Here is a 21,348-nt window from a genome sequence, read left to right as displayed (position 1 = left end):
TCGCCGGCGGACGGGGTGGACGGAGCCGGACCGTCCACCCAGAGGGGCGTCAGCCCAGCTCGCCCTCGGCCGTCCGCTCGGCCAGCTTCACCAGCGTGCGGACGGCGGATCCCGTACCGCCCTTCGGGGTGTAGCCGTACGGGGCGCCCTCGTGGAAGGCCGGGCCCGCGATGTCGAGGTGGGCCCAGGTGATGCCCTCGCCGACGAACTCCTTCAGGAAGAGACCGGCGACCAGGCCGCCGCCCATCCGCTCACCCATGTTGGCGATGTCGGCGGTGGGGGAGTCCATGCCCTTGCGCAGGTCCGCCGGGAGCGGCATCGGCCAGGACTGCTCGCCGACCTCCTCGGCGATCTCGTGGATCGCGGTGCGGAAGGCGTCGTCGTTGGCCATGATGCCGAAGGTGCGGTTGCCCAGCGCCAGCACCATCGCGCCGGTGAGGGTGGCCACGTCGACGATCGCGTCCGGGTTCTCCTCGGAGGCCTTGGCGAGCGCGTCGGCCAGCACCAGACGGCCCTCGGCGTCGGTGTTGAGGACCTCCACCGTCTTGCCCGTGTACATGGTGAGGACGTCACCCGGGCGGGTGGCCGTGCCGGACGGCATGTTCTCGGCCAGCGCCAGCCAGCCCGTGACGTTGACGGCGAGGCCGATGCGGGCGGCCGCGACGACGGCGGCGAAGACGGCCGCGGCGCCGCTCATGTCGCACTTCATCGTCTCGTTGTGACCGGCCGGCTTGAGGGAGATGCCGCCCGAGTCGTAGGTGATGCCCTTGCCGACCAGGGCGAGGGTCTTCTCCGCGTCCGGGTGGGTGTAGGCGATCCGGACCAGGCGGGGCGGGTTGGCGGAGCCGGCGCCGACGCCGAGGATGCCGCCGTAGCCGCCCTTGGCGAGTGCCTTCTCGTCGAGCACCTGCACCTTGAGGCCGTGCTCCTTGCCGGCCGCGGTGGCGGTGGCGGCGAAGGAGGCGGGGGTGAGGGCGTTCGGCGGCATGTTGATCAGGTCGCGGGCGCGGTTGATCTCCTCGGTCAGCGCCAGCGCGCGCTCCGCGGCGGCCTTGTAGGCCTTGTCGCGGGGCTTCGCGCCGAGCAGCGCCACCTCGGCGAGCGGCTTCTTCGCGTCCTTGCCGTTGGCCGACGAGCGGAAGGCGTCGAAGGAGTACGCGCCGAGCAGCGCGCCCTCCGCGATCGCCTCGGCGTCTTCGACGGCCTCGACGGGCAGCGCGAAGGCGGCCTTCTTGGCACCGGTCAGGACCCGGGCGGCGGTGCCTGCGGCGCGGCGCAGCGCCTCGGGGTCGTAGCCCTCGCCGTCCGCGGGGGCCTGGCCCAGGCCGACCGCGAGGACGACCGGCGTCTTGACGCCGGCCGGGGCGGGGAGCTTGGTGGCCTCACCCTCGGCACCGGAGGCACCCAGGGTCTCCAGGACGGCCGCCAGCTTTCCGTCGAACGCCGTGTCGACGGCCTCGGCGCCCGGAGCCACGACGAGCCCCTTGCCGCCCTTGGCGACGCCGACCACAAGGGCGTCGGCGCGCAGCGTCGCCGCGCCGGCAGTGCTGAGAGTGAGAGCAGTCACGGTGGTGAAATCTCGCTTCCGTTTGAGTTCTGAGTGCGGTCCGCGCAGTCGGAGGGGTGGCCGACCGGGTCGCCGCATCGTAATTCGGCCCGATCGAGCGCCGGGAACGAGCCTACGCGCGCTCGTCGGCTTCGCTCACGCCGCCGCCGATTCACTCGTCCGTGGCGTCTCTTTCATGTTTACCGCGCGGACTCGGCGCGCTCAGCCACACTCGCCTCATGCGTGCAGGGGAGAGCGGTTTCTCCTCTGTGTCATCTCCAGGGATCCGGGGGGCTGAAGAGATGCGTGTACGGGGATTCCGCGCGACGGGGGGTACGGGTGGGCCGCCCGCAGGACCGTTTCGGCTCGTCCGTGGGGCGGGTGCGGTGGCCGCGGCGAAGGAGCGCGCGTGAACTCCTCGCTCCTTGTGCCCTTCTACGCCCACCCCGCCGACCGCCCCGATGCCTGGACGGCCATGATCGAGGCGGCGCCTCGGCTGTACGGGGTCGTACTCAACCCCGACGACGGCGCCGGGCACCGCGCGGACCCGGACTTCGCGGCCGTCGCCGCCCGGCTGCGCACGGCGGGCGTCCGGGTCCTCGGCTACGCCGACACGGCGTACGGCCGCCGCCCGCACGCCGAGGTGGTCACCGATCTGCTGCGCCACCGCGACTGGTACGGCGCGGACGGGGCCTTCCTCGACCAGGTTCCGACCGGACCGGAGCCGCTGCCGCACTACCGCCGCCTCGCGGTCGCCGCGCGGGCGGCCGGCGCCCGGACCCTGGTCCTCAACCACGGCGCCCACCCGCACCCTTCGTACGCGTCCCTGGCGGACCTGCTGGTCACCTTCGAAGGCCCCTGGGACAGCTACCGCGGCCTGGACCTGCCGGTCGCCGACCACTACTGCCACCTGGTCTACGCGGCCCCCGCCGACGCCCGGATCACCACCCCGGTCCACTGCTGTGTGCCGGGCGCCGGGGCCCAGCCCTGGGGGACGCTGCCGCACAGCCTGGAGCCCGCCGGCTGACACGGCCCCGGCTTCTGGAGAGGCCTGTGAGGGCTTAGCCGAGGGTCAGCGCGAGGAGGGCGGTGGTGGCCGCCGTCTCCTCCACGGCGCCGAAGACATCGCCGGTCACCCCGCCGAAGCGGCGCACGCAGTGGCGCAGCAGCACCATGGCCGCCGCCAGCGCCGCCACGGCCGACAGGGCGTGCCGCAGGGCGGCGTACGGGTCGAGCGCGGCGCCGGCCGCCCCGCACAGGGCGACGACGAGCGCGGTGGCGGCCAGCGCGTGCGGCGGCGGGACGGTGCCCGCGACCATGGCGCCGAGGCCCTCAGGGCGGGCCGCGGGGACGCGCCGGTGGCAGGCAAGGGTCAGGGCGAGCCGGGAGACGGCGGCGGCGAGGACCGTGGCCACCGCGCCGCGCGTCCAGCCTTCGCCGTACAGCTCGTACGCCGCCGCGACCTGGGCGAGCAGCACGAAGAGGAGGGTGAGGACCCCGAACGGGCCGATGTCCGACTGCTTCATGATCCGCAGGGCGTCCTCGGCGGGCTTGGCGCTGCCGAGCCCGTCGGCGGTGTCCGCGAGACCGTCCAGGTGAAGCCCGCGGGTCAGCGCCGCCGGGACCGCGACCGAGGCGACGGCGGCGAGCAGCGGCCCCGCGCCGGCCAGCAGGAGCAGCCCCGCGACCGCCGCGGCGAGCACGCCCACGACCAGTCCGGCCAGCGGGGCGCAGAGCATTCCGGCGCGGGCCGCGTCCCGGTCCCAGCGGGTGACGCGGGCGGGGAGCACGGTGAGCGTGCCGAAAGCGAACCGGATGCCGTCCATTCCGGGGAGGGTAGCGGCCGTACCCGCCCGGTAAGTTACGCATAACGCGCATACCGGAAGCAGGTGGCATGGGTCACTGGTTCGCCCGCAACATCGTCGAGCCCGGCAAGCTCCCGCTGCTGCTCGCGCTCGCCTCCTTCGTGCTCACCTTCCTGGCCACCCGGACCGTCACCCGGCTCATCCGGGCCGGGAAGGGGCCGTTCCGCAACGTCTCCACCGGCGGCCTGCACATCCACCACGTGGTGCCCGGCGTCGTCCTGGTCGTGGTCGGCGGCTTCGGCGCCGTCGCGTCCGGCCGGGAGGGCGGCTGGGCGGCCGGGGTCTTCGCCGTCCTGTTCGGGGCGGGCGCGGGGCTCGTCCTCGACGAGTTCGCGCTGATCCTGCACCTCGACGACGTCTACTGGAGCGACCAGGGGCGCAAGAGCGTGGAGGTCGTCGTCCTCACCGCCGCCCTGGTGGGGCTTGTGCTCGGCGGGTTCTCACCGCTCGGCGTCAACGAAGTCACCCCCGAGGAGCGGCAGAACAGAGGATCGCTGATCGTCAGCCTCGCCCTGAACTTCCTCTTCGTGCTCGTGGCCCTCTTCAAGGGGAAGTTCCGGCTCGCCGTCATCGGCACCCTGGTGCCGTTCGTCGCGATCGTCGCCGCCCTGCGGCTGGCCCGGCCCGGCTCCCTGTGGGCCCGCCGGGTCTACGCCCGGCGGCCCAAGGCACGCGCGCGTGCGGGCTTGCGCGCCTACCACCACGACCGCCGCTGGAGCCGGGTCGCCCGCCGCTTTCAGGATCTGATCGGCGGCTTCCAGGAACGGGTGCCGGGACGCGGACCCGACCGCCATTGATCGCGCACCGCCGACCCGGCGCACACCACGAGCACCACCGCGATCGCCGCCAGGTGCTCCTTGCCCGCCAGGTTGTTCTTGATCAGTATCTCGACGACCATCGCCACGATCACCAGCGCGCCCGTCAGCCAGGCCCGCTTGCGGTAGCAGACGTACACCGCGAGCCCGACGACCGCCGCCGACGGCCCGGTGTCCACCACCCGGGCGTCCGAGGCGGGCAGCCCGAGCGGGTGATCGGGGCCGAGGGCAATGCCCACGCGCGCGTACAGCGTCCCGCCCAGCGTGGCCAGATAGGCGAGGGCGAGCGTGCGCCGCCGGCCCAGGCAGATCTCCGCTATCCCGAACACCAGCAGGATCTGGGCGAGCGCGCCCCACACCGGCAGGTCGAGCGCCGGGACGAACAGCGACAGCGGGGTGCGCAGCAGCGCGAGCCACAGCGGATCCTCGGCCCGTACGGAGCCGATGTTCTGCACCGGCTGATAGCCCCAGTCCTGGTTCTGCACGAGCTGGAACAGGGCCGTCAGGCAGACCGCCGCCAGGGTCATGGGCACGGCCCGCCACCGCCGGGCGGCCAGACCGTCCCGTACGGCGAAGAACAGCGGCCCCCACTCGCGCAGCGCGAAGGCCCTCACCGTCTGCCGGCCAGGTGCTTGCGGTGCAGCCACCTGGGCATGCTCGGGGCTTCCAGGAAGCCCTCGGCGCGGCCGGCCGCCAGGCCGATGCGCAGCAGGTCGGCACTCTTCTCGAACAGCATGAAGCGGGGCTCCCAGATCGGTCGGTACTTGGCGTTGGCGCGGTACAGCGACTCGATCTGCCACCAGCGGGAGAAGAAGCTGAGCAGCGAGCGCCACAGCCGGAGCACGGGGCCCGCCCCGAGCTTCGCGCCACGTTCGAAGACCGACCGGAACATCGCGAAGTTCAGTGAGACCTGAGTGATCCCGATCTCCTTCGCGCCCTGGAGCAGTTCGATGACCATGAACTCCATCAGGCCGTTCCCGGAGTCCCGGTCACGGCGCATCAGATCCAGCGACAGGCCCTTGGGGCCCCACGGCACGAAGGAGAGCAGCGCCCTCAGCCGGCCCGTGGCGTCGGTGCATTCGAGCATCACGCACTGCCCGTCGGCCGGGTCGCCGAGCCGCCCCAGCGCCATGGAGAAGCCGCGTTCGGTGGCCCCGTCGCGCCAGTCGTCGGCCTTGCGCAGCAGCTCGGCCAGCTCGTCCGCCGGGATCTCCGCGTGGCGCCGGATCCGTACCTCGTAGCCGGCCCGCTTCACCCGGTTGTACGCCTGGCGGACCGTGCGCATCGCCCGTCCCTCCAGGGTGAATTCGGCGGTCTCCACGATCGCCTCGTCCCCGAGCTCCAGCGCGTCGAGACCGTGCCGGGCGTAGATCGTGCCCGCCTCCTCGCTCGCGCCCATCACCGCCGGGATCCAGCCGTGTTCACGGGCCTCGGCGAGCCACGGCTCGATCGCGCCCGGCCAGGCCTCCGGGTCGCCGATCGGGTCGCCGGAGGCCAGCGACACCCCGCCGACCACGCGATAGGCGACGGCCGCCTTCTCGCTCGGCGACCAGATCACGCTCTTCTCCCGGCGCAGCGCGAAGTAGCCCAGCGAGTCGCGCTCGCCGTGCTTGTCGAGCAGCCGGCGCAGCCGCTCCTCGTCCTCCTCGGTGAGCGGGTCGACCGCCCGGCGCGAGCGGAACGCGGCCAGCAGCACCGCGAACAGCAGCAGCGTGGACAGGACGTTGATGGTGACGTCGACCCAGCCGGGGGTGGCGATCCCCGGGAAGCCCGAGTCGTCGGCGGCGAGGGTGACCAGCCGCATCACGCCGTACCGCCAGCGCTCCAGGAAGCTGGACGGCCCGGAGGCGGTGTTGGTGGCGGTGACCATCACGGCCGCGAGCAGCGAGGTGACCAGCAGCCCGCCGACGCCGACGGCCGCCGCGAGCGCCGGGTTGGAGCGGTCGCCCTTGGCGTAGAACTCCTTGCGGCCGAGCAGCAGCGAGGCCACGAAAGCGGTGGTGAGGAGCAGGGACACCCAGTTCTGCGGATGCTCCCGGATCTCCGGGAAGAGCATCACCAGCGCGAACAGCACCAGGAAGGCGCCGCTGAGCACCAGGTTGAGGATCCACGCGGCGCGCTTGCGGCGGCGCATGGTGACCGCCAGGAGCAGGGTGAACGCCCCGGAGGCGAAGCCCGCGGTGAGGAGGTACGGGGTGAAGAAGTCGTCCGAGTTGTACCGGCGCAGGTCCTGGCCGAGGGAGACCCAGACGGCGCCCAGGAAGTTGATGAAGGTGACGATGCGGAGGTACCAGACGGCGAACGCGGCGGCGCGTCGCGACCGGCGGTTGCCCCCGGGCGTTCCTTCGGCGGACGACGCGACGGACGGTGCGGCAGACAAACGGACCTCTCCCATGAAACGTGATCATATGGGGCATCACGGGTCATGACGGGCGCCGGTCCGGCCCATGCCGCTGTGCGGCGGCGACCGGACCGGCCCTCCGGTCCGAACTCCGAACTCGACTACGCCCGCGCGTCCGCACCGTCCGGCGCGGCCTCCGGACGGGTCAGGTCCGGGGCGGCCTCCGGCAGCTCTGCGGCGAGCGCGGCGGAGGCCTGGACGAGCGGAAGCGCGAGCAATGCCCCGGTTCCTTCTCCCACAGTGACGCTGTGGGAGAGCAGAGGGTTGAGTGCCATCCGGTCCAAGGCCTTCGCCTGCGCCGGCTCGCCCGTCAGCTGACCGGCCAGCCACCAGTCCGGCGCCCGGAACGCGGCCCGCTGCGCCACCAGCGCGCACGCCGCGGAGACCACACCGTCCAGGATCACCGGCATCCGGCGCACCGCGCTCTGCAGCAGGAACCCGGTCGTCGCCGCCAGATCGGCGCCGCCCACCGTCGCAAGCAGCGCCAGCTGGTCACCCAGGACCGGCCGGGCCCGCCGCAGCGCGTCCCGGATCGCCGCGCACTTGCGCATCCACGCCAGATCGTCGATCCCGGCGCCGCCCCGCCCGGTCACCACCGAGGCGTCGGTCCCGCACAGCGCCGCGATCAGCGTCGAGGCGGGCGTCGTGCCACCCACGCTCAGATCACCCAGGACGACCAGATCGGTGCCCGAGTCGGCCTCCTCGTCGGCGATCGCCATCCCCAGCCGTACGGCCGCCTCCGCCTCCTCGGCGCTCAGGGCGTCCTCGACGTCGATCCGGCCGCTGCCGCGCCGCACCCGGTGCCGTACGACCTCGTCGGGCAGCAGCTCCGGGTCGCAGTCCAGGCCGGCGTCCACGATCCGCACCGGTACGTTCATCCGCCGCGCCAGGACGGCGACCGGGCTCGCACCGTCGAGGACGGACCGCACGAGCTCGTGCGACGTTCCCGCCGGGCGGCCCGACACCCCCAGCTGCGCCACCCCGTGGTCGCCCGCGAACAGCACCACACGCGGCTGTTCGATCGCCTTGACCGGCACGGAGGCCTGCGCGGCCGAGAGCCATTCGCCCAGTTCGTCCAGCCGGCCCAGCGCGCCGGGGGCCACGGCGAGCCGCTCGCGGCGCTCCTCGGCGTCGCGGCGCATCCCGTTGTCGGGGCGTTCGATCAGGTCGGAGAAGTCGTCCAGGTTCACAGGGTTCCGCCTTGAGACGTCAACAGCAGCCAGGTCATTCGTCGAACAGTACCGGGAGCCTGTGACGCACCGGCGGCCGTCAGCCGCGCAGCGGCAGGGCCTGTCCCGCGACCACCAGCAGGACGTGCTCGCACTCGTCGGCGAACGCGGCGTTCAGCCGCCCCAGCTCGTCCCGGAACCGCCGCCCGGACGCGGTCGCCGGCACCACCCCGGAGCCCGCCTCGTTGGTCACCGTCACGACCGTACGGGAGGTCGCCCGCACCGCGGCCAGCAGCTCCGCCACCCGCTCCCGCAGCGCCTCCTGGCCGCCGTCGGCCCAGGTGTCGTCGTCCCAGGCGCCGACCCGGTCCATCGCGTCCGTCAGCCACAGTGACAGACAGTCGATCAGCAGCGGCGGCCCCTCCTCTTCGAGGAGGGGCACCAGGTCGCAGGTCTCCAGCGTCCGCCAGGCCCCCGGGCGCCGGTCCCGGTGCAGGCTCACCCGCTCCGCCCACTCCGGATCGCCCTCCCGGGTCCCCGAGGTCGCCACGTACACGACCTCCGGGAACGACTCCAGGCGCCGCTCGGCCTCCACCGACTTCCCCGACCGCGCCCCGCCCGTCACCAGCGTGCGGCGCGGCACGTCGGGCACCGCGTGGTACTCGCCCACGACCAGCGTCGTCCCGTCCGGCACGGCCCGCGCCCCGGCCGCGGCGAGCCGGCGGTCCAGCTCGGGCCCCGGCGGCACGTCGTGGTCCAGATGCACCGCCACGACGTCCGTGGTCGACCCGATCGCCCCGCTCGCCCGCAGCCGGGCCAGGGCGTCCGGCCGCCCGACGACGTCCGCGACGACCATGTCGTACGTACGGTGGTCCTCCAGCACCCCCGCGGGCGCCCCGCCGGGCGGCAGGTACAGCAGCCGCTCCCCGTCCGGCGAGGTCACCTCGTACCCCGTGCCGGGTGAGTCCATCGCCACCGCCCGCACCCGGTGCCCGCTGATCAGCGTCAGCTCCCGCCCGTCCGGCACCCGCCCGGCCGTCGGCAGCCCGGCGGGCAGCTCCAGGGCGGGCCCCTCGTGCGGATGGGTCAGCAGCACCTGCCGTACGCCGACGAGCGTCTGCCCCGCCCGGGCGGCGGCCAGCGCGGCGCCCGGCGTCAGATCGAGCAGCAGCGCCCCGTCCACCAGCACGGCGGTCGCGGCCCGCGCCCGCTCCCCCCGGGCGACGGCGCAGGCGGCACAGGGACAGTCGGGTCGGGGCAGTCCACCGGGTGCGCCGGTGCCGAGCAGAGTCAGTTCCACGCCCCCGATCCTCCCGCGTCCCCGCGCGGGCTGCCCGCCCGGCTACGCTGCGGGCAGGAAACCGATCACCTGGTGACGGGTTCCGGTTCGGTTCGGTTGGGACTCGGGAGGCGGACACATGGCATGGACGTGGCGGTTCGAGAAGTCCGACGGCACGGAGGTCACCCCGGCGGTGGAGCCGGACGAATTCACGACGCAGGGGGACGCGGAGTCGTGGATCGGTGAGTACTGGAAGCCGCTGCTGGAGGGCGGGGCGGATCAGGTGGTCCTCTTCGAGGACGCGACGAAGATTTACGGCCCGATGCCCCTGAACGCGGAGTCCTAGAGCGGACGGCGGGGTGGGGGCGTGGTTCCCCCACCCCGCCCCTTCCCGAAACCCTGCCGGGGGCGGGTGGGGGTTGCGCTCCGGGGGCGGGGCCCGGGCCCCTGGGGGCGGCAGCTTCGCGCCGCGGGCAGGCGGCCCGGGCCCCAGGGGGGCGGCGGCTTCGCGCCGCGGATGTGTGACCGGTGCGCGGTGGCGTGTTTTGCCCCCACCCCGCCCCTTCCCGAAACCCTGCCGGGGGCGGGTGGGGGTTGCGCTCCGGGGGCGGGGCCCCGGGCCCCTGGGGGCGGCGGCTTCGCGCCGCGGGCAGGCGGCCCGGACCCCGGGGAGGCGGCGGCTTCGCCGCGCCTGGAGAAGCGGCGGCTTCGGTTCGCGGCAGCTTCGCGCCGCGGGCAGGCGGCCCCCGTTGTGGGCAATCGTCCCGCAGGGCTGGGGGTCCCCCCGGACGGAGTCTGGGGGAGGGTGGGCACAACGCCCCGATGGGCGGCGCCCTTTCGTCCCGGCCCACCCCGACCGCGTCGGGCGCCCACGGGGGCGGTGCCCAGGCGGCCCCGGCAGGCCCCACGCCCCCTAAATCTCACCCAGCGTCACCGCCGCCGTCCTCGTCACCCCCTTCCTCACATACGTCACCGTCACCCTCTCGCCCGGCCCCCTCCCCGCCAACGCCTCCGCCAGCGACGTCAGCGTCGTGATCTCCGTGTCGTCCACCTTCGTGATGACGTCGCCCGGCCGGATCCCCGCCTTCGCCGCCGCCCCGGACGCCGGGGCCTCGACCACCGCCACGCCGGCCGGGCGGTACTCGTCGTCGAGGAACGTGCGGCCCGTGATGTTCAGGGCCGCCCGGCCCGAGTCGGTGACGCGGCCGCTCTTGACGATCTGGTCGGCGACCGTGCGGACCATGGAGACGGGGATCGCGAAGCCGATGCCCGGCGCCGCGCCGCCGCCCAGTTCGGGGTCGGTCGCCGCGAGGGTGGGGATGCCGATGACCTCGCTGTCGAGATTGACCAGCGCACCCCCGCTGTTGCCCGGGTTGATCGCCGCCGACGTCTGCACCATGTTGGCGATCGTCGCGCCCGTACCGCCGCCCGTCCGGCCCTCGCTGACGGTCCGTCCGGTCGCCGAGACGATGCCCTGGGTGACGCTGCTCGACAGGCCCAGTGGCGAGCCCATCGCCAGCACGATCTGGCCGACCTCCACCTTCGAGGAGTCCCCGAACCTGGCCGGTTTCAGCCCCTCCGGGACGCTGTCCAGCTTGATGACGGCGAGGTCCTGCTCGGGATAGCTGGACACCAGCGTCGCGCTCAGCGCGGCCTCGCCCGTGGCGACGGTGACCTTGAAGGCCTTCTCCCCGCCCACCACATGCGCGTTGGTGACGACATGTCCCTGGGCGTCGTACACGATCCCCGAGCCGAGGCTGTTGGACGCCTCGATCTGCACCACCGACGGCAGCACGTTCTTGATCACCGTCATGTAGTCGCTCTCGAGGTCGTTGTCGACCGCCGGCGCCGCCGCCTGCGTGGCCCTCGCCGACGGAGCCGACGACGGCGCCGCCGAGCAGCCCCCGACCAGAGCGGCCATGGCGGCCACGGCAGCCACGCACACGGCGCCGGGGACACGGGCGAAGAGACATACGTTCATGTCTGAAGTGTCACGTTCGTCTACCCCGAGCGGCCCCTATTAGACCCCCGATCAGGGCGCCCCCGTACCCGCCCCCGCCGCCAGGAACTGCGTCGCCGCCAGCTCCCCGTACAGCGGGTCCGCCGCCACCAGCTCCTGGTGCGTCCCCACCGCCCGTACCCGCCCCGCGTCCATCACCACGATCCGGTCGGCCAGCGTCACCGTCGACAGCCGGTGCGCCACCACCAGCACGGTCGTCTCCCGCGCCGCCTCCGCCACCACGTCCCGCAGCGCCAGCTCGTTGACCGCGTCGAGCTGCGAGGTCGCCTCGTCGAGCAGCAGCAGCCGTGGCTTGCGCAGCAGCGCCCGGGCGATGGCCACCCGCTGCCGTTCGCCGCCGGACAGCTTCGAACCCCGGTGTCCCACGACCGTCTCCAGGCCGTCCGGCAGCCGCTCCACGACCCCGTCCAGCCGGGCCCGTACGAGCACGTCCCGGATGTCCTCCTCCGTCGCGTGCGGCGCCGCGAAGACCAGGTTCTCCCGCAGGGTTCCCGACAGCACCGGAGCGTCCTGCTCCACATAGCCGATGGCGGCGCGCAGTTCGGGCAGCGGCCAGTCCCGTACGTCCTTGCCGTCGATCAGGACCCGGCCGCCGGTCACCTCGTAGAACCGTTCGAGCAGCCCGAACACGGTCGTCTTGCCCGCGCCCGACGGGCCCACGAAGGCCGTCATGCCCGCGCCCGGCACCTCGAAGGAGACGCCGTGGTGCACCGGCGGAAGGTCGTCCCGGTAGCGGAACTCGACGTCCTCGAAGGTGACCGTCGCCGGCCCGGAGCCCATCACTTTCCCGGAGCCGGGCCCGGACCCCAGGTGCCCCAGGTCCTCCGTCTCCAGCCGCTCGGCCTCCAGGATCCGGGCGATCGCCGCCGACCCCACCTGGAACTGTGTCGCCGCCTCCACCAACTTGGAGACGGGATCGATCAGATAGAAGAGGAACAGCAGGAAGGCGATGAGCGACGCCACGGATATCGCGCCCGACGCCACCCGCGCCCCGCCGATCCCCAGCACCGCGAGGAACGACACCTGCACCGCGAGGCCGATCGAAGACCCCGCCAGCGACTGCCACTTGGCCGATTTCACCCCGTGCCGCCACGCCTCCCGCGCGGCCTCCTCCACGACCTTGGTCTCGCGCTCCTCGGCGCCCGACGCCTTGACCGTACGGAACGCCCCGAAGACCCGCTCCAGGACCGTGGACATCTCCCCGACGGCCTCCTGGGAGCGCTGTGTGGCCCGGGCGATCCTCGGCATGACCAGCCCGACGGCACCACCGATCAGCACGATCACACCGAGGGTGACCCCGAGCAGTACGGGGTCCATGAAGCCCATCATCACGATCGTCGCCACGAAGGCGAGCCCGCCCGTCCCGGCGGAGACCACCGACTGGGTCGTGACCGCGCGCAGCAGGGTGGTGTCGGAGGTGACCCGGGACATCAGATCGCCGGGCTGGGTCTTCTCGACCTCCACGAGCCGCAGCCGCAACAGCCGTCCGACGAGCGAGCGGCGGGCGGCGAGGACGACGGACTCGGCGGTGCGTTCCAGGATGTACCCGCCGAGGGCGTCGATGGCGGTCCCCACCACCACCAGCGCGGTGAGGACGAGGAGTACGCCCGCGATGGACTGGTCGCCGCCGAGCCGTTCGACGAGTGCCTTCGCCGCGAGGGGCTGGGCCAGTCCGCTCGCGGCGCCGATCAGCGCGAAGACGGCGCCGAGGGCGACGGTCCAGCGGTGCGGTCGGAAGTGCTGATAGAGGGCGCGCCAGGTCTCGCCGCGCGCGGGCTGAGGGGTGGTCGTGGTCACGACAGTCAGGACGCAGCCGAGGCCACGCTGCCTGACTGCCGCGCCGAGGACACCTCAGGGGGCCCGAGCGGCCCCCAACAAGCCCCGGGCGGCCCGCCCTTACGGGGCCGGACCGACCGGTCACGCGGACCGAGTGCCCCAACAAGCCCCCGGCGGCCCGCTCTTACGGGCCGGACCGACCGGTCACGCGGACCGAGTGCCCCCAACAAGCCTGAGCGCCCCGCCCGTATCGACCAATCACGCCGGTCGACCACGACGGTCGATCACATCAAAGGCGCGGCAACGCCCCGCGTCAGCCCCGCACGCCGCACAGATGCAGCAACGCCGCGATCCGGCGGTACGGTTCCGTCCGGCCCGCCCGGTCCTCGGCCGCCAGGAGCCGTTCCAGCTCCTCGGCCGCCGGCAGGCCCACGTCGTTCGGGACGCCGTCGGTGAAGACCCGCACGCCGTACCAGGCGTGCAGCGGCGCCGCGATCCCGGCCAGCGTCGAGGTGAGCGCGTCCAGCCGGTCCGCCCGGACCTTCTGGCCCGTACGGTCCGTGTACGCGTCCGAGTCGAACGCGGCCATGGCGCCCGCCCAGTCCCCGGCCAGCCCCGGCCGCAGGGCCAGCGCCTCCGCGTTCCGTACGACCAGGGAGAGCAGGCCACCGGGTGCCAGCATCCGGGCGAGGCCCGCGAGCATCGCGTCCGGGTCCGGCGCGTACATCAGCACGCCGTGGCACAGGACCACGTCGAAGCTGCCGGGCAGGAAGTGGACGCCGGTCTCGCGCCCGTCCCCCTCGATCAGCCGGACCCGCTCGCGGATCCCGGCCGGCTCGGTCGACAGCGACTCACGGGCCGCCTTCAGCAGCTCGGCGTCCGACTCAAGGCCGGTCACCGTGTGCCCGGCACGGGCCAGGCGGAGCGCCTGGGTGCCCGCGCCCATGCCGACGTCGAGTATCCGCAAGCGCTGACCCACCGGGTAGCGGCCCGCTATCTGCTCGTCGAGCTGACGGGCCACGAGCTCCTGGCGGACGGTGTCACGCAGCCCGCCGAACCCGGCCGACCAGTGCGCGGGCGCTCCGCCCCCGAAGCCGGACAGGTCCGCGCTCAGGGCCGCTCTCCGCGCTTGACCTGCGGCTTCGGTAGACGCAGTCGGCGCATCTGGAGCGTACGCATCAGGCCGTAGGCCACCGCGCCACGCTTCGGCTCGTTCGGGAAGCGCTCGTTCAGCTGCTTCTTCAGCCGGATCCAGATACCGATCGAGTCGATGACGATCATCACGATCACACCGAGCCAGAGCAGTAGCGAGATGTTCTGCAGCTGACCGACGCGGATCATGGACAGGACCAGGATCACGACGGCCATCGGGAGGAAGAACTCCGCGATGCAGAAGCGCGAGTCGACGAAGTCGCGCACGAAGCGGCGGACCGGGCCCTTGTCACGGGCCGGCAGATAACGCTCGTCACCGCTGGCCAGCGCCTCACGCTGACGCGCGAGATCGGTCCGGCGGGCCTCGCGCTGGCGGCGCATGGCCTCCTTGCGGTCGAGCGGCGCCGACGACGCACGACGACGTTGGCCCTGGGCCTCACTCCGCTTCGGGGTCGGGCGGCCCTTGGGGGCCTCGGGGTCGCGGGGCTGCTTGGAGAGGTCCGCCGTCACCTTTTCGGTGGGGGCCTTCTCATCCTTCGAACGGCTACGGAACACAAAACCCAAGGGTACGGGGTGCCGCGCATGGACCCCACCCCCGTGGGGAACGATCCGGCAACGAGCTGCGTCCGTAATAGCGTCCGTACAAGTGTCCGTACCGGGCGGAAATGGGACGGCCTCGTGGAGCCTGCACGGTTTCCCCGACGCCCACCTACTCCTTGCGCCGGATCGGGAGCCGATCGCACTCGTCCTTGGGTAGGAGCGCATCCGCCCTCGAACAGTGCGGTAATGGATGCAGGGCCCGTACTGTGGGTTCTGTTGGAGTGCTTGAGCCGAGTCCGTCAGAAGGGGGCGCGCGAAGCCCATGAGCGGTGTCATGAAGCGTATGGGGATGATCTTCCGCGCGAAGGCAAACAAGGCCCTTGACCGGGCCGAGGATCCGCGCGAGACCCTCGATTACTCCTACCAGAAGCAGCTGGAGCTGCTCCAGAAGGTGCGCCGCGGCGTCGCCGACGTGGCGACCTCCCGCAAGCGCCTGGAACTGCAGCTGAACCAGCTCCAGGGCCAGTCCGCCAAGCTGGAGGACCAGGGCCGCAAGGCGCTGGCGCTCGGCCGCGAGGACCTGGCGCGTGAGGCGCTGTCCCGGCGGGCCGCGCTGCAGCAGCAGGTCAGCGACCTTGAGGTGCAGCACCAGACGCTGCAGGGCGAGGAGGAGAAGCTGACGCTCGCGGCGCAGCGGCTCCAGGCCAAGGTCGACGCCTTCCGTACGAAGAAGGAGACCATCAAGGCCACGTACACGGCGGCGCAGGCCCAGACCCGGATCGCCGAGTCGTTCTCCGGCATCTCCGAGGAGATGAGCGACGTCGGCGTCGCGATCCAGCGGGCCGAGGACAAGACCGCGCAGCTCCAGGCGCGGGCGGGGGCCATCGACGAGCTGCTGGCCTCCGGCGCGCTCGACGACCAGTCGGGCCTGGCCAAGGACGACATCCAGGCGGAGCTCGACCGGCTCTCGGGTGGTACGGACGTCGAGCTGGAGCTTCAGCGGATGAAGGCGGAGCTGGCCGGCGGTCCGGCGCCGCAGCAGGCGATCGAGGGCGGCGCGGCCACCCCGCAGGACCAGGCGCAGGCCCAGCAGTCCTCGCACCCGAAGTTCGACAAGCAGTAGCAGCGGTAGTACGCGGTAATACGCACCTACGAGCCCTAAGGACGGCGTCATGATCGTAAGGATCATGGGGGAGGGGCAGGTGAGGCTGGCCGACAGCCACCTCACCGAACTGAACACGCTCGACGACGAGCTGCTCACGGAGATGCAGAAGGGCGATCACGACGGCTTCCGCCGGACGCTGCACGCCCTCCTGGAGAAGGTACGGGAGCTGGGAGAGCCGCTCCCGGACGCCTCCCTCGACCCCTCCGACCTGATCCTCCCGGCCCCCGACGCCACCCTTGAGGAGGTGAGCGCGATGCTCACCGACGAGGGCCTGATCCCGTCCTACTGAGAGCTGATCCCGGCCTGATCCCGGCCTCCTGACGCGCACCGCGCACTCCAACACCCGCCCCCGTGTCCCCCGTGGACACGGGGGCGGCGGCGTTCGCGCCCTAGGGCCGTACCGTGGCTTGTCGTGACGGACACGACCACCCCCATCCCCCTCGGCCCCAAACTCACCCGCGCCCGGGCCTGGCTGCGGGCCCACCCGCTCGCTTTCGACGGGGCCCTCGCGTTCGGCGTGCTCATGTGCATGGTCGCCGGGTCGTTCGCCGATCCGCACGGCCCGCACGGGCCGACCTTCGGGGCGCGGACCCCGGAGGGGCGCAGCCTGCTGCTGATGGGGCTCGGCGCCGCCGCGCTCGTCCTCAGGCGCCGGGCGCCGCTCCTCGTACTCGTCCTCACCGGCACCGTCACCGCCGTCGAGCTGATCGTCGGCGACCCGCCCTCGCCGGTCGCCATGAGCGCGGTCATCGCCCTCTATACGGTCGCCTCCCGGACCGACCGCCCCACCACCTGGCGCGTCGGCCTGCTCACCATGGCCGTGCTCACCGGCGCAGCGATGATCTTCGGCAACACGCCCTGGTACACCCAGGAGAACTTGGGCATCTTCGCCTGGACCGGTATGGCCGCCGCCGCGGGTGACGCCGTCCGCAGCCGTCGCGCCTTCGTCGACGCCATCCGCGAGCGCGCCGAACGCGCCGAACGCACCCGCGACGAGGAGGCCCGACGCCGGGTCGCCGAGGAGCGGCTGCGGATCGCCCGGGACCTGCACGACGTCGTCGCCCACCACATCGCCCTGGTCAACGTCCAGGCCGGGGTCGCCGCCCACGTCATGGACAAACGCCCCGACCAGGCGAAGGAGGCCCTCGCCCACGTCCGGGACGCCAGCCGGTCCGCCCTCGACGAACTGCGCGCCACCGTCGGCCTGTTGCGCCAGTCCGGCGACCCGGAGGCCCCCACCGAGCCGGCCCCGGGCCTCGCCGTCCTCGACGGACTCCTCGACACCTTCCGGCACGCCGGACTCCCCGTGGAGCTGGCCCGTACGGACGAGGCCCAGCTCCCGGCCGCCGTCGACCTCGCCGCGTACCGGATAATCCAGGAGGCCCTGACCAATGTGCGCAAGCACGCCGGCCAGGGCGCCAAGGCCGAGGTGAGTGTCGTACGGGTCGGCAGGACCGTCGAGATCACCGTCCTCGACAACGGCGCCGCCCCCCCGCCGGCCACGGAGAACTCCGGCGGCCACGGCCTCATCGGCATGCGCGAGCGCGTCACGGCCCTCGGCGGCGCCCTCACCGCGGCCCCCCGCTACGGCGGCGGTTTCCGGGTGCAGGCGATACTGCCGGTCACGGCCCATGGGGAGGGGAACGCATGACGATCAGGGTGCTGCTCGCCGACGACCAGGCGCTGCTGCGCAGCGCGTTCAAGGTGTTGGTGGATTCCGAGCCGGACATGAAGGTCGTGGCGGAGGCCGCGGACGGCGCCCAGGCCGTCGCCCTCGCCCGCTCCGAGCGGGCCGACGTCGTCCTCATGGACATCCGGATGCCCGGCACGGACGGCCTCGCCGCGACCCGCATGATCAGCGCGGACCCGGATCTGTCCGGCGTGCGGGTGGTCATGCTGACCACCTTCGAGGTCGACGAGTACGTCGTGCAGTCGCTGCGCGCCGGGGCCTCCGGCTTCCTCGGCAAGGGCGCCGAGCCGGAGGAGCTGCTGAGCGCGATCCGGATCGCCGCCGCCGGCGAGGCGCTGCTGTCGCCGGTCGCGACGAAAGGGCTGATCGCCAAGTTCCTCGCGCAGAGCGGGGGTTCGGACCTCGACCAGGAGCCGCGGGCCCACTCCGAGCGGCTCGCCGCGCTCACCGTCCGGGAGCGTGAGGTCCTCGTGCTGGTCGCCGGCGGCCACTCCAACGACGAGATCGCCGACCGGCTGGAAGTCAGCCCGCTCACGGTCAAGACCCATGTGAACCGGGCGATGGCCAAACTGGGCGCCCGCGACCGCGCCCAATTGGTCGTCATCGCGTACGAATCGGGCCTGGTACGTCCGAGGGTGGAGTAGACGCGGCCCGCGCAGTACTCCGAACGCGGTATACGCGGGATAAGGAATCTGGACCTGGGGCCGACGGATTCCCCTCTTCGCATGGCAGATCGTATAAGCGGGCCGGAGAACGGCCGTCCGCCCGAGTACGCCACAGAAGAGAGACCCCATGTCCTGGCTGTCCAGATTCAGCCTCGCGCAACGGGCCCTGATAGGGCTGATGTCGATCGTGGCGATCGTCTTCGGGGCGATCGCCATCCCGCAGCTGAAGCAGCAGCTGCTGCCCTCCATCGAGCTCCCGATGGTGTCGGTCCTCGCGCCGTACCAGGGCGCGTCCCCCGATGTGGTCGAGAAGCAGGTCGTCGAACCGCTGGAGAACACCCTCAAGGCCGTCGACGGCATCAAGGGCATCACGTCCACGGCGTCCGAGGGCAGCGCCGTGATCATGGCCACCTTCGACTACGGGGACGAGGGCACCAAGCAGCTCGTCGCCGACGTCCAGCAGGCTGTCAACCGCGCCCGCGTCCAGCTCCCGGACACCGTCGACCCGCAGGTCGTCGCCGGTTCGACGGACGACATCCCGACCGTCGTCCTCGCCGCATCCTCCGGCAAGGACCAGCAGGCGCTGGCCGACCAGCTGGAGAAGACCGTCGTCCCCGCCCTGGAGGACATCGACGGCGTCGGCCAGGTCTCCATCGACGGCGTCCAGGACCTCCAGGTCTCCGTCACCCCGGACGACGCCAAGCTCGCGGCGGCCGGTCTCACCCCGATGGCGCTCTCGGAGGCCCTGAAGGCGGGCGGCGCGACCATTCCGGCCGGTTCGTTCTCGGAGGCCGGCAAGAGCCGTACGGTCCAGGTCGGCGGCGGCTTCACCTCGCTCCGGCAGATCCAGGACCTGCGGATCGCCCCGCCGGCCGGCGGCGAGGGCAAGCCGGTCCGGCTCGGTGACGTCGCCACCGTCACGCAGCAGGAGTCCCAGCGGGTCTCCATCACCCGCACCAACGGCAAGCCCAGCCTCGCCGTCATGGCGACCATGGACAACGACGGCAGCGCCGTCGCCATCTCCGAGGCCGTCAAGGACAAGCTGCCCGAGCTGCGGGCGGACCTCGGCGCAGGCGCGGAGCTGACCGTCGTCTCCGACCAGGGCCCGGCCGTCTCCAAGTCCATATCCGGCCTGACCACGGAGGGCGCGCTCGGTCTCGTCTTCGCGGTCCTGGTCATCCTGGTCTTCCTCGCCTCGCTGCGCTCCACCCTGGTCACCGCGGTCTCCATCCCGCTCTCGGTGGTGCTGGCCCTGATCGTGCTGTGGACGAGGGACCTCTCCCTCAACATGCTCACGCTCGGCGCGCTCACCATCGCCATCGGCCGGGTCGTCGACGACTCGATCGTGGTCCTGGAGAACATCAAGCGGCACCTCGGCTACGGCGAGGAGCGCCAGGCCGCGATCCTCACCGCCGTACGCGAGGTGGCCGGCGCGGTCACCTCCTCGACCCTCACCACGGTCGCGGTGTTCCTGCCGATCGGCCTGGTCGGCGGCATGGTGGGCGAGCTGTTCGGCTCGTTCAGCCTGACCGTGACGGCGGCGCTGCTCGCGTCGCTGCTGGTCTCCCTGACGGTGGTCCCGGTCCTGTCGTACTGGTTCCTGCGCGCGCCCAAGGGCACCTCCGCGGACCCGGCGGAGGCCCGCCGGGTCGCCGAGGAGAAGGAGAGCCGCAGCCGCCTCCAGCGGATGTACGTCCCGGTGCTGCGGTTCGCCACCCGGCGCCGGCTCACCAGCGTGGCGCTCGCGGTCGTCGTCCTCATCGGCACGTTCGGCATGGCGCCGCTGCTGAAGACCAACTTCTTCGACCAGGGCGAGCAGGAGGTCATGTCCATCAAGCAGGAGCTGGCCCCCGGCACCAGCCTGGAGGGGGCCGACGCGGCCTCGAAGAAGGTCGAGAAGGTCCTCGGCTCGGTCGACGGCATCAAGGACTACCAGGTCACGGTCGGCTCGTCCGGCTTCATGGCGGCCTTCGGCGGCGGTACGGGCGCCAACCAGGCCTCGTACCAGATCACCCTCGAGGACGCGGCCTCGTACGAGAAGACCCGCGATGCCATCGACGCCGAGCTGGGCAAGCTCGACGGCATCGGCGAGACCGCCATCGCGGCGGGCGACGGCTTCGGCAGCCAGGACCTGAGCGTGGTGGTGAAGGCGGCCGACGCCGCGACGCTGAAGAAGGCGTCCGAGGCGGTCCGCGCGGAGGTGGCGAAGCTGGATGACGTCACCGACGTCCAGAGCGACCTGTCCCAGTCCGTGCCCCGGATCTCCGTCAAGGCGAACGCGAAGGCGGCGGAGGCCGGCTTCAACGACACGACGCTCGGCATGGCGGTCGCCCAGGCCGTACGCGGTACGCCGGCGGGCAAGGCGATCCTCGACGACACCGAGCGGGACGTCGTCATCACGTCGGCGAAGCCGGCGAAGACGATGGACGAGCTGCGGAACCTTCCCCTCGGCCCGGTGAAGCTCGGCCAGATCGCCGACGTCAAGCTGGTCCCCGGCCCGGTCTCGATGACCCGGATCGACGGCGCGCGGGCGGCCACGATCACGGCCAAGCCGACCGGTGACAACACGGGCGCGGTGAGCGCGGCCCTCCAGTCGAAGATCAACTCGCTGGACCTGCCGGCGGGCGCGACGGCGTCGATCGGCGGTGTCTCCGAGGACCAGAGCGAGGCGTTCCTCCAGCTGGGCCTGGCGATGCTGGCGGCGATCGCGATCGTCTTCATGCTCCTGGTGGCGACCTTCAAGTCGCTGGTGCAGCCGCTGATCCTGCTGGTGTCGATCCCGTTCGCGGCGACCGGTGCGATCGGTCTGCTGATCGTGACGGGTACGGCGATGGGTGTGCCGGCGATGATCGGCATGCTGATGCTGATCGGCATCGTGGTCACCAACGCGATCGTGCTGATCGACCTGATCAATCAGTACCGGGCGCAGGGCCTGGGCGTCGTGGAAGCGGTCGTCGAGGGCGGCCGTCACCGGCTGCGCCCGATCCTGATGACGGCCCTGGCGACGATCTTCGCGCTGCTGCCGATGGCGCTGGGTATCACCGGTGAGGGCGGCTTCATCGCCCAGCCGCTGGCGGTGGTGGTGATCGGCGGTCTGATCACCTCGACGCTGCTGACGCTGCTGCTGGTCCCGACGCTCTACGCGATGGTGGAGCTCCGCAAGGAGCGCCGCGCGAAGAAGAGGATGGCGAAGCGGGAGAGGAAGGCGGGCGTCCCCGCCCCGGCGGCCGAGGAGCCGGTGAAGGTGTGACCGTTGTGGGGCCGG

18 protein-coding genes are annotated in these 21,348 nt (G+C 72.5%); 8 read left to right on the top strand and 10 right to left on the bottom strand.

Features of this window, described 5'->3' with window-relative positions; genetic code table 11:
- Window positions 1–49: 49 nt before the first annotated feature.
- Window positions 50–1,567, bottom strand: a complete 1,518-nt coding sequence (locus ACZ7LT_RS02030) for a leucyl aminopeptidase (protein WP_471232904.1) — start codon at window positions 1,565–1,567, stop codon at window positions 50–52.
- A 388-nt stretch (window positions 1,568–1,955) separates the two neighbouring features.
- Between ACZ7LT_RS02030 and ACZ7LT_RS02025 the strand changes: the two genes are divergently transcribed.
- Complete coding sequence (locus ACZ7LT_RS02025) at window positions 1,956–2,573, top strand: spherulation-specific family 4 protein (RefSeq protein WP_471232903.1); 618 nt, start codon at window positions 1,956–1,958, stop codon at window positions 2,571–2,573.
- A 34-nt stretch (window positions 2,574–2,607) separates the two neighbouring features.
- Here ACZ7LT_RS02025 and ACZ7LT_RS02020 read toward each other — a convergent pair whose 3' ends face one another.
- Window positions 2,608–3,372: an adenosylcobinamide-GDP ribazoletransferase gene (locus tag ACZ7LT_RS02020; protein WP_471232902.1), complete on the bottom strand. Its 765-nt coding sequence runs from the start codon at window positions 3,370–3,372 to the stop codon at window positions 2,608–2,610.
- 68 nt (window positions 3,373–3,440) lie between these two features.
- On the opposite strand from ACZ7LT_RS02020, the gene ACZ7LT_RS02015 reads away from it, so the two are divergent.
- Entirely contained in the window at window positions 3,441–4,208 is a 768-nt protein-coding gene (locus ACZ7LT_RS02015; protein ID WP_471232901.1) for a hypothetical protein, read from the top strand.
- On the opposite strand, the gene ACZ7LT_RS02010 is transcribed toward ACZ7LT_RS02015, so the two are convergent.
- The 4 genes from ACZ7LT_RS02010 to ACZ7LT_RS01995 form a co-directional block, all read right to left on the bottom strand.
- Window positions 4,148–4,873, bottom strand: a complete 726-nt coding sequence (locus tag ACZ7LT_RS02010) for a hypothetical protein (RefSeq protein WP_471232899.1) — start codon at window positions 4,871–4,873, stop codon at window positions 4,148–4,150. The two genes, ACZ7LT_RS02015 and ACZ7LT_RS02010, sit on opposite strands and share 61 nt — an antisense overlap.
- Window positions 4,837–6,621: a phosphatidylglycerol lysyltransferase domain-containing protein gene (locus ACZ7LT_RS02005; protein ID WP_471232897.1), complete on the bottom strand. Its 1,785-nt coding sequence runs from the start codon at window positions 6,619–6,621 to the stop codon at window positions 4,837–4,839. The genes ACZ7LT_RS02010 and ACZ7LT_RS02005 overlap by 37 nt, the downstream gene beginning before the upstream one ends.
- A 107-nt stretch (window positions 6,622–6,728) precedes the next feature.
- On the bottom strand, window positions 6,729–7,817 hold the full coding sequence (gene cobT / locus ACZ7LT_RS02000; RefSeq protein WP_471232895.1) for a nicotinate-nucleotide--dimethylbenzimidazole phosphoribosyltransferase: 1,089 nt from the start codon (window positions 7,815–7,817) through the stop codon (window positions 6,729–6,731).
- 79 nt (window positions 7,818–7,896) lie between these two features.
- A complete protein-coding gene (locus tag ACZ7LT_RS01995; protein WP_471232893.1) occupies window positions 7,897–9,096 on the bottom strand; it encodes a bifunctional adenosylcobinamide kinase/adenosylcobinamide-phosphate guanylyltransferase in 1,200 nt (399 codons plus the stop codon).
- A gap of 118 nt (window positions 9,097–9,214) precedes the next feature.
- On the opposite strand from ACZ7LT_RS01995, the gene ACZ7LT_RS01990 reads away from it, so the two are divergent.
- A complete protein-coding gene (locus ACZ7LT_RS01990; protein WP_471232892.1) occupies window positions 9,215–9,421 on the top strand; it encodes a hypothetical protein in 207 nt (68 codons plus the stop codon).
- Window positions 9,422–9,988: 567 nt separating this feature from the next.
- Here ACZ7LT_RS01990 and ACZ7LT_RS01985 read toward each other — a convergent pair.
- The 4 genes from ACZ7LT_RS01985 to ACZ7LT_RS01970 form a co-directional block, all read right to left on the bottom strand.
- A complete protein-coding gene (locus tag ACZ7LT_RS01985; protein WP_471232890.1) occupies window positions 9,989–11,056 on the bottom strand; it encodes a S1C family serine protease in 1,068 nt (355 codons plus the stop codon).
- Between the two features lie 51 nt (window positions 11,057–11,107).
- The gene (locus tag ACZ7LT_RS01980; protein ID WP_471232888.1) at window positions 11,108–12,892 is read right to left on the bottom strand and encodes an ABC transporter ATP-binding protein; all 1,785 of its coding nucleotides are present in this window, start codon (window positions 12,890–12,892) and stop codon (window positions 11,108–11,110) included.
- A gap of 292 nt (window positions 12,893–13,184) precedes the next feature.
- Window positions 13,185–13,919, bottom strand: coding sequence for a class I SAM-dependent methyltransferase (locus ACZ7LT_RS01975; RefSeq protein ID WP_471234761.1), 735 nt, complete (start codon window positions 13,917–13,919; stop codon window positions 13,185–13,187).
- A 62-nt stretch (window positions 13,920–13,981) separates the two neighbouring features.
- Window positions 13,982–14,578, bottom strand: a complete 597-nt coding sequence (locus ACZ7LT_RS01970; protein ID WP_471232886.1) for a DUF3043 domain-containing protein — start codon at window positions 14,576–14,578, stop codon at window positions 13,982–13,984.
- A gap of 307 nt (window positions 14,579–14,885) precedes the next feature.
- Here ACZ7LT_RS01970 and ACZ7LT_RS01965 point away from each other — a divergent pair, with 307 nt between their 5' ends.
- The 5 genes from ACZ7LT_RS01965 (at window position 14,886) to ACZ7LT_RS01945 (ending at window position 21,333) form a co-directional block, all read left to right on the top strand.
- A complete protein-coding gene (locus tag ACZ7LT_RS01965; protein WP_471232884.1) occupies window positions 14,886–15,686 on the top strand; it encodes a PspA/IM30 family protein in 801 nt (266 codons plus the stop codon).
- A 49-nt stretch (window positions 15,687–15,735) separates the two neighbouring features.
- Window positions 15,736–16,017, top strand: a complete 282-nt coding sequence (pspAA, locus tag ACZ7LT_RS01960) for a PspA-associated protein PspAA (protein ID WP_471232883.1) — start codon at window positions 15,736–15,738, stop codon at window positions 16,015–16,017.
- Window positions 16,018–16,140: 123 nt separating this feature from the next.
- A complete protein-coding gene (locus ACZ7LT_RS01955; protein ID WP_471232881.1) occupies window positions 16,141–17,379 on the top strand; it encodes a sensor histidine kinase in 1,239 nt (412 codons plus the stop codon).
- A complete protein-coding gene (locus ACZ7LT_RS01950; RefSeq protein ID WP_471232880.1) occupies window positions 17,376–18,062 on the top strand; it encodes a response regulator in 687 nt (228 codons plus the stop codon). Before ACZ7LT_RS01955 ends, ACZ7LT_RS01950 begins: the two co-directional genes overlap by 4 nt.
- 148 nt (window positions 18,063–18,210) lie before the next feature.
- Window positions 18,211–21,333: an efflux RND transporter permease subunit gene (locus ACZ7LT_RS01945; protein ID WP_471232878.1), complete on the top strand. Its 3,123-nt coding sequence runs from the start codon at window positions 18,211–18,213 to the stop codon at window positions 21,331–21,333.
- Window positions 21,334–21,348: the final 15 nt, after the last annotated feature.

The organism is Streptomyces sp. NPDC039465 (genome assembly GCF_055639315.1).
This window is presented reverse-complemented; position numbering and strand designations above follow the sequence as displayed.

Coding starts and splice junctions, on each gene's coding strand:
- ACZ7LT_RS01950 (WP_471232880.1), top strand. CDS start 17,376: ATGACGATCAGGGTGCTGCTCGCCGACGACCAGGCGCTGCTGCGCAGC.
- ACZ7LT_RS01985 (WP_471232890.1), bottom strand. CDS start 11,056: ATGAACGTATGTCTCTTCGCCCGTGTCCCCGGCGCCGTGTGCGTGGCT.
- ACZ7LT_RS02005 (WP_471232897.1), bottom strand. CDS start 6,621: ATGGGAGAGGTCCGTTTGTCTGCCGCACCGTCCGTCGCGTCGTCCGCC.
- pspAA (WP_471232883.1), top strand. CDS start 15,736: ATGATCGTAAGGATCATGGGGGAGGGGCAGGTGAGGCTGGCCGACAGC.
- ACZ7LT_RS02015 (WP_471232901.1), top strand. CDS start 3,441: ATGGGTCACTGGTTCGCCCGCAACATCGTCGAGCCCGGCAAGCTCCCG.
- ACZ7LT_RS02020 (WP_471232902.1), bottom strand. CDS start 3,372: ATGGACGGCATCCGGTTCGCTTTCGGCACGCTCACCGTGCTCCCCGCC.
- ACZ7LT_RS01965 (WP_471232884.1), top strand. CDS start 14,886: ATGAGCGGTGTCATGAAGCGTATGGGGATGATCTTCCGCGCGAAGGCA.
- ACZ7LT_RS01990 (WP_471232892.1), top strand. CDS start 9,215: ATGGCATGGACGTGGCGGTTCGAGAAGTCCGACGGCACGGAGGTCACC.
- ACZ7LT_RS01945 (WP_471232878.1), top strand. CDS start 18,211: ATGTCCTGGCTGTCCAGATTCAGCCTCGCGCAACGGGCCCTGATAGGG.